Below are 14,461 nucleotides of genomic sequence, written 5' to 3'. Positions count from 1 at the left end.
CGAGGTATCGGAGGACGCGGCGACGGTCGTGGACGTCGACACAGTCGAACGCGAACATGCTCACTACCTCGGCATCCCCATCGAGTTCTCGATGCCTTCCCCGCTCGCGCACCCCTTCCTCATGTGGCTGTGGGGGCTGCCGAAGCTCGACTTCACCGGCCTTGCCTTCAGTGCGCTGTTCTTCTGCTGGTCGCTGACACCCTCGCTCCTGCCCCGAGATTGGTTGTTCCAGGGCCTCATCGGCGGAATCAATTCCGCGATCGGTTACGGGTTCGGTGTCGCCGTCGGGTGGCTGGTACTCCGAGTGTTTCTGCGGCCACGTTCGTGGTGGCCGCTGCCACCACGAGCCGAGCTGGGCCTGAAGATCTTCGTCCCGATCGCGGCAGTCCTCGCTTCGCTCGTGATGCTCGCCTACTCCGCAGGCTGGCAACGCGAATTGGCGGCACTGATGGACGCCGAGGGCACCACAACGACCGGATACTTACGGACCGGTGCTCTGAGCATCGGGACGGCCGCATTGTTGATCTCGGCCATTCGGGTGCTCCGGGACTTCGTTCGACTCGTGGTTCGGCAGATCAACAAAGTGATCAAGATGCCGCGTGAGGTCGCCAACGTCATCGGGGTGGTCTTGGTTGTCGTTCTCGTCGTCACGCTCGTGCAAGGCGTGTTGCTCCGGGCGGTGTCGGACGTGACGAACTCGATCTTCAGCCTCCAGAACGACGAAACTCGCGAGGGTGTGATCCAGCCCACGGAGCGTGAGCGATCCGGAAGTCCTCAGTCCGCCGCGTCGTGGGAGTCGCTCGGATTCGAAGGCCGAAACTTCGTCTCCAGCGGGATGAACGCCGGCGAGCTGACTCGGGCGCTCGGACGGGACGCCATGGAACCTATCCGCGCATACGCCGGACTGGAATCGGCTGAGAACCAGGACGAGCGGCTCGACCTGGTCGTCGACGAACTCGAAAGAACCGGCGCCTTCCAACGTAGCGCCCTGATCGTCGTGCCCACGACGGGGACGGGCTGGGTCAATCCCACGGCCATCGAAGCAGCCGAATTGATGTTCGACGGCAACGTGGCCACGGTGGCCGCGCAGTACTCCTATCTGCCGAGCTGGATTTCCTTTCTCGCCGAACGAGAAATCGCATCGGAGGCAGGCAAGGCACTCATCGACAAGGTTCACGAGCGCTGGCTGCAAGAGCCGGAGGCCACGCGCCCCAAGTTCTACGTCTACGGCGAAAGCCTCGGCACCAATGCCGGCGAGGGTGCGTTCGACGGTTTGGCCGACATACGCGACACGACCGACGGCGTGCTGTGGGTGGGACCGCCGAACTCCAATCGCCTCTGGAGTCAGTTCGTGGATCGACGCGACCCCGGAAGCCCGGAAGTGCTCCCGGTCTACGCGGAGGGGCTCGTGCTGCGTTTCGCCGACAACTCGGGAGCGATACCTCCGGTCGATCAACCTTGGTACGGCCCGCGGGTGCTCTACGTGCAGCACGCATCGGATCCTGTCGTCTGGTGGTCTCCCGACCTGCTGTTCGAGCGGCCTGACTGGCTGTCCGAGGCTCCAGGGCCCGATCGGCTGCCCGACATGCGTTGGTTCCCGATCGTCACGTTCTGGCAGGTTGCAGCTGATCTGACCAACGCCGCAGGCGTCCCGGACGGCCACGGACACAATTACGGAACGCTGGTCCTCGACGGGTGGGTCTCGATCGCCGCCCCCGATGGGTGGACCGCCGCCGACACCGAACGTGTGCGGGCTGTCATGGACGACTACAAGGGCACGGACGGCCCGGAAAAGTGATCCGCGGGTTGGCGCTCGGCGCGGTGACCACAAGCTGGAGCACATGGGTGTCGCCACGGTTGGCGTTGCCGGACCGGCGCAATGCCGTCGCGAATCTCTTGTTCGGTATCGGCACGATCGTCCTCGCTCGCACGGTCGGCATCCGTCCGGCCGGCCTTCAGCGTTCGTCGTGGCGTTCGGGGCTCGCTTGGGGAGGCCGCGGCCGGCGGTGGGCGCAGTCGTCATCGCGGCCCAGCCGTCGTGGCTGGAGCACGTGCGTCCATCCGACAACGACCTCGCCGAGTGGATCCTGTTTCGTATTCCGTTCGGAACCGTCGTGTGCGAGGAACTCGTTTTTCGAAGCGTGTTCGACGCAGTATCACCCACACTGTCGCCGATGTTCTTCGGGCTGTGGCATATTCATCCGGCACGGACAGCCGGCGACTCGGTGGTCGGCACTGTGATCGGGACCGCAGCCGCGGGGGTCGTGTTCTCGTTTCTACGGCGACGCAGTGGAAGCGTCCTCGCCCCTGCGCTGATGCATCTGTCGGTCAACGTAAGTGGTGCGGTTCTGGCTGGAACTAGGCTGAGAAGATGGCGCCGAGCAAACTCGTAACCCCCGAACAGGTACGCGAAGCGGTGCTGGCCGTCGCCGACTGGACAAGAGGCAGGGACGTAGAGAAACCCTCACGCTCTACGCTCGCCGATGCAGTTCGGGCCACCGTACGCACGCTCGCGCAGGTCGCACCGGGTTCGAGCGTGGAGGTCCGGGTTCCACCCTTCGTGGCGGTGCAGTGCATCACCGGTCCGCGGCACACCCGCGGCACGCCGCCGAACGTCGTCGAGACGGATCCGCACACCTGGTTGCAGATAGCGACAGGTGTCCGCACCTTCGACGATGCGCTGAAAGATGGATCCATCACGGCCTCGGGCAGTCGGGCCGGTGACGTCGCACACTGGTTGCCGATCATGCGGCTGCCGATCCTGCGGGAATGAGCCCCCGAAGGAATGCCGTGCACGTACGATGCGTTTCCTCTTGCCGTGGGCCCGTAGACTGGTCCCAGCCCCCCGCCCTCGTCCCCCTTAGGGAGCAGTGCCAGTGACCAACGCCGAGTTGTCGGTCGACAGTCCGAATCTTTTGGTAGGCAAACCGCTGGACGTACCCGAAAGTGAGCCGCGAGAAGAATGCGGCGTCTTCGGTGTATGGGCTCCAGGCGAGGATGTGGCAAAACTTACTTATTACGGTCTGTATGCGTTGCAACACAGAGGCCAGGAGGCCGCGGGTATCGCCGTCTCCGACGGCGCACAGGTGCTGGTCTTCAAAGACCTCGGACTCGTCAGTCAGGTGTTCGACGAGCAGACCCTCGGCGCCATGCCGGGGCATGTCGCCATCGGACACTGCCGTTACTCCACGAGCGGTTCGGTCACCTGGGAGAACGCACAGCCCATTTTCCGCACCACAACTGCCGGGACGGGCATCGCGCTCGGCCACAACGGAAACCTCGTCAACTTCGCCGAACTTGCCTCCAGAGCCCGCGACGCAGGACTCATCAGCGACCGGCTCCAGGGCAACGGGACGTCGGACTCCGACGTCGTGACAGCCCTGCTGGCCCACAAGGCCGCCGATCGCACCATCGAGCAGGCTGCGATGGAACTGCTGCCGACGCTCGAGGGCGCCTTCTGCCTCACCTTCATGGACGAGCACACGCTGTACGCAGCCCGTGATCCGCATGGTGTGCGACCGCTGTCGTTGGGGCGGCTCGATCGGGGTTGGGTCGTAGCCAGCGAAACGGCTGCACTCGATATCGTCGGTGCCGCATTCGTACGCGACATCGAGCCCGGTGAACTGCTCGCCATCGACGCCGATGGTGTTCGATCCTCACGTTTCGCCTCCCCGGAGCCCAAGGGCTGCGTGTTCGAATACGTGTATCTGGCCCGTCCCGACAGCGTCATCGGTGGTCGCTCCGTGCATTCCACCCGGGTCGAGATCGGTCGACGGCTCGCGAAGGAACACCCCGCCGAGGGTGATCTGGTCATTCCGGTTCCCGAGAGCGGCACTCCGGCAGCGGTCGGGTTCGCACAGGGCTCGGGCATTCCGTACGGCCAGGGACTGATGAAGAACGCCTACGTCGGGCGAACGTTCATCCAGCCGTCGCAGACCATTCGTCAGCTCGGTATTCGGCTCAAGCTCAATCCGCTCAAGGAAGTCATTCGCGGCAAGCGTCTGATCGTGGTCGACGACTCGATCGTGCGCGGTAACACCCAACGCGCCCTCATCCGAATGCTACGCGAGGCAGGCGCACTCGAGATCCATGTTCGGATCGCGTCGCCGCCCGTTCGCTGGCCATGCTTCTACGGCATCGATTTCGCCTCACCCGCTGAGTTGATCGCCAACGGCGTCGATTCCGGGGACGGAATCCTCGAAGGTGTGCGTCAGGCCATCGGTGCCGACTCACTCGGGTACATCTCGATCGAGGGGATGGTTGCAGCATCGGAGCAGCCTGAATCCAGGCTCTGTACTGCATGTTTCACGGGTGAGTACCCGATTGCCCTTCCGCCGGACAACGCTCTGGGTAAGCATGTACTCGAAGGCATGCTTGCAACGGCCGCCGGCCAACAGACCGAGACCGACAACGCGAACGCGAGCGCACTGAGCAGACCTTAGGGGCTGCTGATCGCCGACGTCGTGTGATCGTCGTTACGTCGATTTGCCGTTGTCGACGTCAGATGCTTTCGGCTAGGTCTGTCGTGTTCCCGGACGAATGTCCGCTCCGGTACCGTGAGAGCGCACTATGCGCACGATGCGCGAATACAAACAGTACGAGCACACAGGCTGGAGCCGCATGACCGAGGAAACCCGACCACCGAGCGCAACCTCCTCTGGTGGTGCTTCCTACGCCTCGGCAGGCGTCGACATCGCTGCAGGGGACCGAGCGGTCGAACTGTTCGCCCCCCTTGCCAAGAAGGCGTCTCGACCCGAGGTCATGGGTGGTCTGGGTGGATTCGCCGGACTGTTCGCGCTCAAGACCGACTACCGGGAGCCGATTCTCGCTGCCTCGACAGACGGGGTAGGCACCAAGGTCGCCGTCGCACAGGCGATGGGCAAGCACGACACCCTCGGATTGGATCTCGTGGCCATGGTCGTCGACGACCTGGTCGTCTGCGGAGCTGAGCCGCTGTTCCTGCAGGATTACATCGCCGTCGGCCGCGTAGTGCCGGAAATGGTCGCCGAGCTCGTCAAGGGCATTGCAGACGGCTGTGTCATTGCGGGCTGCGCGCTTCTCGGAGGTGAAACTGCCGAGCATCCAGGTCTGATGGCAGACGGGGACTACGACCTGTCGGCAACCGGGGTAGGCGTGGTCGAAGCCGATTCGGTTCTCGGTCCCGATCGAGTGCGCCCCGGCGACGTCGTCATCGGCATGGGATCCTCGGGCCTGCACTCCAACGGGTACTCCCTTGCACGCAAAGTTCTGCTCGAGATAAACCACATGGATCTCGGCGGGCACGTCGAAGAGTTCGGCCGCACTCTCGGTGAAGAGCTCCTCGAGCCCACCAAGATCTATGCCAAGGACTGCCTGGCATTGGCTGCCGAGACCGAGGTGCGGACGTTCTGTCACGTCACCGGCGGCGGGTTGGCGAACAACCTGGGACGCGTCATGCCCGCAGGGCTCGTCGCCGAACTGGACCGTGGAACTTGGAGTCCGGCACCGGTGTTCTCACTGATCGCTCAGCGAGGACGCGTCGAACGCAGCGAGATGGAACAGACGTTCAATATGGGAGTCGGCATGGTTGCCATCGTGGCACCCGAGGACGTAGACCGTGCACTTGCTGTCCTGACTGCACGCCATATCGAATGCTGGACGCTGGGAACGGTCAAGAAGTCGACGGACAAGACCGTCGCAACCGAGCGCGCCGTATTGCTGGGCAATCACCCACGCTTCTGAGCGCCTTACGCTCCATGACGACTTCAAGAAATCTATACAACTGAGGGGGAGCCGCAATGCGGCTCCCCCTCAGTTGTATAGATCGCAGGTCAGCGTCGCCAATCCTCGTATTCGTCCTCTTCGACGCGGGTATAGCTTTCCGCGTCCGAGGAGGATATGCCGCCCGAGGTAATACCGCCACGGTGGGATTTGGACGAACCGCCGGAGAGTTCTCTTTGTAAACTCTCCAAGTCCGTTGTTGGAGAGCTGTACTTGAGCTCACGAGCGACCTTTGTCTGCTTTGCCTTAGCCCTGCCTCGGCCCATGGCGTTGCCCCCTCGCGGACTTGCGGGGCGGCCTGGGGAAATTTGGGCGCCCCGTTGGTTTTGGTATTTCTTCCTGGACCACACTCTAGCGCGAGAACGGCTGAGATGCTCATACGCCTCTGGGTAGCGTTATTACCGTTTATATGTATGGCCGGTCCAAAGATGCCAGTCAGGGCCGCTGGCCTGCGGCAATACCCGTAGCATCGGTAAAGAGTCACGATGACGCATCGCGGCGCAAAAGTGACCTACCTTCCGATTATCTCCCGCGGAGCCGATCGATTGCTGCGCGGCCCGCCTGGACGTCGTCGTAGTTCGGAATCGAATCCGGATCGATCGACGCAGCACACGGTCCTACGACCAACTCGGTGCCTGCAGGAATGGTTCGCTTGATCAGAGCCAACGCGATGGGACCGAGTTCGAAGTGATCGACGACGGTGCCGAGTCGGCCGACGGTCCGTCCTCCGGCCGTCACCGGATCCCCGGTTTCGGGCCTGCCATCGGCAGAGCCGTCGAGATGAAGAAGAACCAAATGGCGGGGTGGCCGACCCAGGTTGTGCACGCGCGCGACGGTCTCCTGCCCGCGGTAGCAACCCTTGCTCAGATGCACGGCGCCGAGTTCGGCAACTCCGCCGATCCAACGGACCTCGTGGGGGATGGTCTTCTCGTCGGTATCGACACCGACACGGGGGCGGATCGACTCGACCCGCAGCGCCTCGTACGTCCAGGTTCCGGCGGGGGTCGCGCCCTGCTCGCGTAATTTCTTGAACCACGCGGTCAGTGACGTGCGCGGGACGAGTAGGTCGAATGCGTTCTGGCCGGGCCACGGCATCCGCCGGACGAACCCGCCACCTTCGAGGGGGAGTGCGGCATAGACGTCCTCGGGGGTCGGCGCACCGGCGGCCTCGAGCACTCGATGCGCGTCCGAGCCGAGCACGCTCAGGACAGCGAGTTCATGGCCTTCCCGAGGCTCGGCTTTGGACCAGAACACCATCTTTTTCAGGAACGCGAGGAGATCGGGCCCGTTCGCCGCCTCGGTGTCGATCCACGTGATGCCGTCGAGATCGGTCTGCACGAAGTGATGCTCGACGCGTCCGTTGATATCCAAACTCAGGTTCTCTGCGGACATGCCGTCGGGCAGGTTCTGAACCTGTTGGCTGGAAATCGTATCGAGCCAGGTGAGGCGCTCGTCCCCGCTGATCGCTATGACGAATCGGTTGGAGCGGTCGAGGACCGCCGCAGCAGACGTCGCATCTCGTTGCTCACCGAAGGGGTTGCCGTAGTGCCAGGCCACAGCCTGGTCTGCAGAATCCTCGGGCGAAGGCACAGCGCCGGGGAGGGTGAGAAGTGGGCTCGGGTCGATCGGGGCGGTAGCGGACACGTCTCCCATAGTAGGAGCACCAGGCATGAGCGCAGCCTGCGGAGCGACCCGATCAGGCAGGAGCGCAGCCTGCGGAGCGACCCGATCAGGCAGGAGCGCAGCCTGCGGAGCGACCCCGTTGGGCAGGAGCGCAGCCTGCGGAGCGACCCAACTAGGGTAGGCGCCATGTCCGACCGTGTAGTAGTGACCCTCGATGGGCAAGTTCACGATGCAGATCAACCGCTTCTGTGTGCCGACGACCTTGCCGCAGTTCGGGGTGACGGGATTTTCGAGACGCTTTTGATTCGCGACGGAGCGGCATGCGGGGTGGAGAGGCACCTCACGCGCCTGGCTGCCTCGGCGAGAGCCCTCGATCTGCCTGAGCCCGACCTGGATGACTGGAGGCTGGTCATAGGCCTTGCGGTTGACGAGTGGGAGCGCAAGACGCGGAACGAGGGTGCACTGCGGTTGGTGTTGAGTCGCGGCCGGGAAAGCGGCGGTGGCCCGACGGGTTACGCGACCGTGGGTCCAGTGCACGAACGGGTCGCCAAGGCCCGCGCAGAAGGGGTGTCGGCTATCACCCTCGGTCGCGGGTACTCGGTGGACTTCGCCGTGGGGGCGCCGTGGCAGTTGATGGGTGCCAAGACGCTTTCGTATGCGACCAACATGGCCGCGTTGCGGTATGCCGCTCAGCAAGGTGCTGACGAGGTGATCTACATTAGCAACGAGGGGCAGGTCCTGGAGGGGCCGCGGTCCACTGTGGTCATCTCCCGCGGTAAGACACTGATCACACCGCCGGTCGAGCACGGGATCCTGGCCGGAACCACTGTCGACGCTTTGTTCGCCGCCGCGACCGCGAAGGGATACACCTGCGAGAAGTCGAATATCTTTCCTGCGGATCTGATTGCTGCAGAGGGTGTTTGGTTGATCTCGAGTATCACGCTCGCGGCGCGTGTCGTTACCGTGAATGGGGTCACGCTGGGCACCCCTGAGAACGCCGACGACGTTCGTTCGATGGTCGATTTTGCGATCGAACGTGGGGAGGGCGACATTGTCGACGCTTGAGCTACTACTTCGCGTAGTAGTAATCTAGGATTCGCTGTAACAAGCCCGCGTCAGCGGTAACTTCAGTTACCTGCCCCGGGGGGCGGGAGAGTCGGAGTCGTCATGGATACCTTGGATATTTCGAGGTGGCAATTTGGTATCACCACCGTCTACCACTTCATTCTCGTTCCGCTGACGATCGGTCTTGCCCCGATCATCGCGGCGATGCAGACGATGTGGGTCATCACCAAGAAGGACTCCTGGTATCGCCTGACCAAATTCTTCGGAAAGCTTTTCCTCATCAACTTCGCGCTCGGTGTCGCGACCGGCATCGTTCAGGAGTTCCAGTTCGGTATGAACTGGAGCGAGTACTCCCGCTTCGTCGGTGACGTCTTCGGTGCACCGCTCGCGCTGGAAGGGCTTGTTGCGTTCTTCCTCGAGTCGACCTTCCTCGGGCTGTGGATCTTCGGGTGGGGCCGGCTGCCCAAGCTTGTTCACCTGGCCACGATCTGGCTCGTCGCTATCGGCGTCAACGCCTCCGCCTTCTTCATCATCGCCGCCAACTCGTTCATGCAGCATCCAGTCGGTGCGATCTACAACGAAGAGACCGGTCGCGCGGAACTGACGAGTATCTGGGAACTGCTCACCAACAACACCGCCCTTGCCGCATTTCCGCACGCCGTCGCCGGCGCATTCCTGACAGCTGGAACGTTCGTCGCCGGGATCTCCGGTTGGTGGATGGTGCGCGAGGCACGCAAGGGTCGCGATACCAACTCGCGAAGCATGTTCCGACCGGCCGCTCGCATGTCCTTCGTGGTCATGATCCTGTCCGGCATCGCACTGGTCTACACCGGTGACGTCCAGGGGAAGCTCATGTTCGAGCAGCAACCCATGAAGATGGCCTCGGCAGAATCGCTCTGCCACACCGAAACCGATCCGGACTTCTCGATCCTGACTGTAGGCACCCACAACAACTGCGACGGTGTCACCCACGTTCTCGAGGTGCCGTTCGTTCTGCCCTACCTTGCGAAGGGCGAGTTCTCCGGGGTCACACTGCAGGGCGTGGAAGATCTGCAACTTCAGTACGAGCAGCAGTTCGGGCCGGGCAACTACCGACCCAACCTGTTCGTCACCTACTGGGCTTTCCGTGCGATGATCGGCCTGGCCGCGGGCTCGGCGCTACTCGCGATCGCCGGACTCTGGGTTACCCGAGGTGGACGCGTCCCGAACCAGCGCTGGTTCTCCTGGCTCAGCCTCGCCGCGATCCCGACGCCGTTCCTGGCCAACAGTGCCGGCTGGATCTTCACCGAAATGGGACGCCAGCCGTGGGTTGTCGCTCCCAACCCGACCGGCGTCGATCGAATCAGACTCACTGTCGATCAGGGGGTGTCCGATCACCCGGCCTCCCTCGTCGTCGCCTCGCTGGTGACGTTCACGGTGGTCTACGCAGCTCTTGGCGTCGTGTGGTACTACCTTCTGCACAAATATGTAGTCGAAGGCCCGCTCGAACACGATCAGCACCCGCCGGGTAGCGATCAAGACGATCCGACGGATGACGACGCTCCGCAACAACTCTCGTTCGCGTACTGAGGGGAACGGTCATGGGACTTCAAGAATTCTGGTTCATAGCGATCGCAGTGTTGTTCGTCGGCTACTTCGTCCTCGAAGGCTTCGACTTCGGTGTCGGCATGCTGATCCCGGTGTTCGGACGGGCATCGGATCCGAAAGTCGGAGAACGTAGACGTCGCGCAGTTCTCAACACCATCGGCCCGGTGTGGGACGGAAACGAGGTGTGGCTCATCACCGCCGGAGGTGCACTGTTCGCGGCATTCCCGGAGTGGTACGCAACCCTGTTCTCCGGGTTCTACATACCGCTACTGCTGATCCTCGTCGCGCTCATCCTGCGAATCTGCGCCATCGAGTACCGCGGCAAAATCGACGACCCGGTGTGGCGACGACGCTGTGATCTCGGTATCGGCATCGGCTCGTGGATACCGGCCGTGCTGTGGGGCGTCGCGTTCGCCAACATCGTGCGCGGAGTCGCAATCGACGAGAACAAGAAGGTGACCGCCGGGTTCTTCGACCTGCTCTCCCCGTATGCCCTGCTCGGCGGCGCCACGATGGCGCTGGTGTTCGCGCTGCACGGAGCAGTGTTCATTGCGCTCAAGACTGCCGGTGACGTGCACGAGGACGCTGTCAAAATGGCAGTACGACTCTCGGTTCCGGCGGTCGTGGTCGGCGGCGGGTTCGCACTGTGGACCCAACTCGCCTACGGAACGGGGTGGACGTGGATCATGGTCGGGATCGCCGCTGTCGCGTTGATCGCCGTCGTCGCTCTCACCGCCAAGGTGCGCGAGGGCTGGGCATTCGTGTTCACCACGATCGCCGTCATTGCCGTCGTCGTTCTGCTGTTCGGATCGCTGTTCCCCGACGTGATGCCGTCCACGACGGATCCCGCGTTCAGCTTGACCATCGAGAACGCGTCTTCGAGCCCGTACACGCTCAAGGTGATGACCTGGGCAGCTGCCTTCACGGCACCGGTTGTCATCGGTTATCAGGCGTGGACCTACTGGGTGTTCCGTCAGCGCATCTCCACTGCGCACATCCCCGACTCGATCGGATTGCCGCTCGGTCGCAAGTCATGACAGTCACCGCCGCGCCGAGCCGGGGACCGATCGACCCCCGGTTGTGGCGGTACTCGCGATCGGCGCGGCGGTATCTGCTGTTGACAGTGCTTCTCTCGCTTGTCGATACCGCGGCGATCATCGTCTCCGCGGTGATGACCGGCACAGTGCTCGCGGGCGTCATCACTGATCCTGCAGCACGATCGATTTCGAACTGGTCCGGGCAGTTGGCAGTTCTTGCCGGAGCCATCGTGGTCAGAACTACCTCGACTTGGCTGCAATCGCGCTATGCGCATCGTGCGGCCTCGCGCGTGGTCGAAGAACTCGAGAACGACGTCCTCGCCGCCGCGTCGAACAGTGATCCGCGTCGACTCGATTCCGAGCGCGAAGGCGTTGCGACGGTCGTGACCAGGGCTTTGGGTGGTCTCGCGCCCTATCTCACCGGCTACGTGCCCGCGCTGATCCTGGCGGGAACGCTGACCCCACTGACGCTCGTGGTCATCCTGACCGAGGATCTGACATCGGCAGCAATCATCTTTTTCACGCTTCCGCTGATTCCGATCTTCATGATTCTGATCGGCCTGCTGACCAAGGGGAAGGCAGAGGCGACGCTCGAATCGATGACGCGTTTGTCCGCCCAACTGCTCGACCTTCTCGCCGGACTTCCGACGCTCCGGGCACTGGGCCGTGAACACGGGCCCGCAGCGCGGGTCCGGGCACTCGGCGAAGCACATCGCCGCGCGACCATGCGCGCACTGAAGATCGCGTTTCTGTCCTCGATGGTGCTCGAACTGCTTGCCACACTGTGTGTAGCTCTCGTCGCCGTGAGCATCGGACTCCGACTGGTCTTCGGGGACATGGCTCTCGAGGCCGGCATCATCGCGCTGGTACTCGCACCCGAGGTGTACGTTCCGCTACGCCGGGTCGGGGCCCAATTCCACGCCGCCGAGGACGGCGTCGCCGCGTCGGAGAAGGCGTTCGGCGTGCTCGATGATCGCCCGACGGACAGGGCAGGAACGTGTTCGATTCGAGCCCGAGGCGCACGGTTGGAGCTGGCTTCGATTTCTGTCGATGCCCGAGGCGGCAGCGCCCCACACCGACTCGACGCCGTATTCGAACCCGGCACCGTGACAGTGCTGGCCGGTGCGAACGGGGCAGGAAAGTCGACGGCGCTGAGCGTGATTCTCGCGCTGACTGCGCCCGATGAAGGCACGGTCACGGTCGGCGGAACCGACTTGGCCGACGTCGATGTGGATTCCTGGTGGCGTCAGATCGCTTGGCTCCCACAGCGACCCGTCCTTCTTCCCGGCACTCTGGAGAGTAATCTCCTGCTCACCGGGACACGGCCCGATCGCCGGGAGCTCGACAGTATTTGCGCAGCAACAGGTTTCGATCAGGTTCTGGCAGAGCTACCGCTCGGATGGCAGACCGTCGTCGGTACCGGAGGTGTCGGGCTCTCCCTCGGACAGCGCCAACGCCTCGCGCTGACACGAGTCCTGACCTCCTCGGCCCCGGTGCTTCTGCTGGACGAACCCACGGCTCACCTCGACGCGACCCACGAAGCGACAGTACTGAAAACCATTCGTCGCCTCGCCGACGAGGGCAGAACCGTCGTAGTGGTCGGTCACCGTCGTTCGGTTCTCATCAGTGCCGACACGATCATCGAAGTGCAGGCACGCCATGCTCGTTGACCTTCGGCGCGCTCTCGAGCTTCTCGAACTTCGTCCGTCCCGAGTGGCCATGTCCGTGGCGGCAGGGGTCGCGACCTTGGGCAGCGCACTGACCCTGGCGGCGGTATCTGCCTGGCTCATCACCCGCGCCTGGCAGATGCCACCGGTATTGGATCTGACGGTCGCTGTCGTAGCGGTTCGGGCACTGGGCATTTCACGCGGCGTATTCCGATACCTGGAACGCCTGGCTACCCACGACACCGCTCTGCGCGGAACCACCTCGGCGAGAACTCGTCTCTACGAACGCCTCGCCGCAGGCAACCCGGCCGCAGCAGCGGGATTGCGTCGCGGCGATCTGATGTCGCGCACCGGCAACGACGTCGACGTGCTCGGTGACGTCGTGGTGCGTGCGATCGTGCCGATCTGCGTATCGATAGTTCTGGCGATCGCCGCCGTCGTCGTGTTGGCGTTCGTCTCGCCTGCTGCGGCACTGATCCTGTTGCTGGCGCTCGTGGTCGCCGGAGTACTTGCCCCCTACTGGGCGGCGAGATCTGCCGTCATCGCCGAGTCCGAGGGTATTTCGGCCCGTGCGGAGTTCAGCGAAACCGCCGTCCGCGCCCTCGACCATGCCGGTGAGCTGCGGGTCGCCGGACGATTGAGCGAGACCCTCCGGGACGCTGCCGAAGCCAACCGAGCATCGGTGAAGGCCCGCGACCGTGCGGCAATCCCGGCAGCATTCGCCGACGCGGCTCTACCTCTCTCCGTCGGCGCGGCGGTGTTGGGCTCTTTGCTCGTCGGTATCTCGTTGTACGGCAGCACGGGCGGAACAGTTGGTGGTATGACGCCTATGGCGTTGGCGATCATCGTGCTGGTGCCGCTGTCCGCATTCGAGGCGACGTCTGCGCTGCCTGGTGCCGCCATTGCATTGACGAGGGCCCGTATCTCCGTGTCACGCATCGTTGAACTTCTCGACGCTGCGGACGAGGCCGCTCCGCAGAGAGTCGATGATCTGGACTCTCGCACCGACCGTGTCACTGCGAGAAACTTACGGTGCGGCTGGCCGGGGTCATCCTCGACCACGGTGCCGGTCGATCTCGATGTCGGTCCCGGAGCGAGGGTAGCGATCGTCGGCCCCAGCGGTATCGGCAAGAGCACTCTCCTGATGACGCTCGCGGGACTGCTGCCACCGATCAGCGGCACCGTCGAAGGCTCCGGCGCCCGTTTCTTCGCCGAAGATGCGCACCTGTTCGACACCTCGATTCTCGAAAACCTGAGGGTGGCACGCGGCGACGTGCAGCCGGACGAGGCGGTCGAGGCGCTCGACCGAGTCGGCCTCGGCGCCTGGATCTCTTCGCTCCCAGACGGAATCCACACGCCCCTCGTCGGCGGTGCGCAGGCTGTGTCCGGAGGACAGCGTCGACGAATTCTGCTGGCTCGTGCGCTGTTGTCCGACGCGCCGATTCTGCTACTGGACGAACCGACCGAACACCTCGACGACGACGGGGGAGCGCAGCTGCTACGACGGCTCCTGGACCGCTCCGACGGTATCGTCGACGGCAATCGTGCGGTCGTGGTGGTGACTCATCAACTTCCGGTGGACACCCGTGCTGACCTGGTCTTGGACCTTGGTCTTCCGGACGGAAATATTCCTTTGCCGACTTCGGAATCGCGGCGTACCTTGTTGAGTACACGGGAGAGGAGGTGGTCTGACGTTGAAGAACTCTAGGACACGTGAGGTGG

At 63.5% G+C, this 14,461-nt stretch carries 12 protein-coding genes; 10 read left to right on the top strand and 2 right to left on the bottom strand.

Going from position 1 to position 14,461, the window contains the following annotated elements:
* The first annotated feature begins 91 nt into the window (after positions 1 to 91).
* The 5 genes from BJI47_RS19295 (at position 92) to purM (ending at position 5,721) form a co-directional block, all read left to right on the top strand.
* A complete protein-coding gene (locus BJI47_RS19295; RefSeq protein ID WP_088945390.1) occupies positions 92 to 1,798 on the top strand; it encodes an alpha/beta hydrolase in 1,707 nt (568 codons plus the stop codon).
* 43 nt (positions 1,799 to 1,841) lie between these two features.
* The gene (locus BJI47_RS19290) at positions 1,842 to 2,393 is read left to right on the top strand and encodes a CPBP family intramembrane glutamic endopeptidase (RefSeq protein ID WP_176224972.1); all 552 of its coding nucleotides are present in this window, start codon (positions 1,842 to 1,844) and stop codon (positions 2,391 to 2,393) included.
* Positions 2,372 to 2,773: a sterol carrier family protein gene (locus tag BJI47_RS19285; protein WP_088945264.1), complete on the top strand. Its 402-nt coding sequence runs from the start codon at positions 2,372 to 2,374 to the stop codon at positions 2,771 to 2,773. Before BJI47_RS19290 ends, BJI47_RS19285 begins: the two co-directional genes overlap by 22 nt.
* 103 nt (positions 2,774 to 2,876) lie before the next feature.
* Positions 2,877 to 4,442 carry an amidophosphoribosyltransferase gene (gene purF, locus BJI47_RS19280; protein WP_088945263.1) on the top strand — a complete coding sequence of 522 codons (1,566 nt, stop codon included), beginning with the start codon at positions 2,877 to 2,879 and terminating at the stop codon, positions 4,440 to 4,442.
* A gap of 178 nt (positions 4,443 to 4,620) precedes the next feature.
* Complete coding sequence (gene purM / locus BJI47_RS19275; RefSeq protein WP_088945389.1) at positions 4,621 to 5,721, top strand: phosphoribosylformylglycinamidine cyclo-ligase; 1,101 nt, start codon at positions 4,621 to 4,623, stop codon at positions 5,719 to 5,721.
* Positions 5,722 to 5,810: 89 nt separating this feature from the next.
* On the opposite strand, the gene BJI47_RS19270 is transcribed toward purM, so the two are convergent.
* Together BJI47_RS19270 and BJI47_RS19265 are read right to left on the bottom strand one after the other, a co-directional pair.
* On the bottom strand, positions 5,811 to 6,026 hold the full coding sequence (locus BJI47_RS19270; RefSeq protein ID WP_084347077.1) for a DUF3073 domain-containing protein: 216 nt from the start codon (positions 6,024 to 6,026) through the stop codon (positions 5,811 to 5,813).
* A gap of 256 nt (positions 6,027 to 6,282) precedes the next feature.
* Positions 6,283 to 7,413, bottom strand: coding sequence for a folate-binding protein YgfZ (locus BJI47_RS19265; protein ID WP_088945262.1), 1,131 nt, complete (start codon positions 7,411 to 7,413; stop codon positions 6,283 to 6,285).
* A 156-nt stretch (positions 7,414 to 7,569) separates the two neighbouring features.
* On the opposite strand from BJI47_RS19265, the gene BJI47_RS19260 reads away from it, so the two are divergent.
* From BJI47_RS19260 to cydC, 5 genes are all read left to right on the top strand, one after another.
* A complete protein-coding gene (locus BJI47_RS19260) occupies positions 7,570 to 8,448 on the top strand; it encodes an aminodeoxychorismate lyase (RefSeq protein WP_088945261.1) in 879 nt (292 codons plus the stop codon).
* 102 nt (positions 8,449 to 8,550) lie between these two features.
* Positions 8,551 to 10,017 (top strand): cytochrome ubiquinol oxidase subunit I, encoded by a 1,467-nt coding sequence (locus BJI47_RS19255; protein WP_088945260.1) that lies wholly within the window; start codon positions 8,551 to 8,553, stop codon positions 10,015 to 10,017.
* Between the two features lie 11 nt (positions 10,018 to 10,028).
* Positions 10,029 to 11,072 (top strand): cytochrome d ubiquinol oxidase subunit II, encoded by a 1,044-nt coding sequence (gene cydB / locus BJI47_RS19250; RefSeq protein WP_088945259.1) that lies wholly within the window; start codon positions 10,029 to 10,031, stop codon positions 11,070 to 11,072.
* Positions 11,069 to 12,742: a thiol reductant ABC exporter subunit CydD gene (cydD, locus tag BJI47_RS19245; protein ID WP_088945258.1), complete on the top strand. Its 1,674-nt coding sequence runs from the start codon at positions 11,069 to 11,071 to the stop codon at positions 12,740 to 12,742. The genes cydB and cydD overlap by 4 nt, the downstream gene beginning before the upstream one ends.
* Complete coding sequence (cydC, locus tag BJI47_RS19240; protein WP_088945257.1) at positions 12,732 to 14,447, top strand: thiol reductant ABC exporter subunit CydC; 1,716 nt, start codon at positions 12,732 to 12,734, stop codon at positions 14,445 to 14,447. Before cydD ends, cydC begins: the two co-directional genes overlap by 11 nt.
* Positions 14,448 to 14,461: the final 14 nt, after the last annotated feature.

Origin of the sequence: Rhodococcus sp. 1168 (assembly GCF_002091955.1) — a bacterium.
Lineage (GTDB): Bacteria > Actinomycetota > Actinomycetes > Mycobacteriales > Mycobacteriaceae > Rhodococcoides.
Note: the sequence above shows the minus strand (reverse complement) of the source record. Positions and strands in the feature narration are given on the sequence as shown.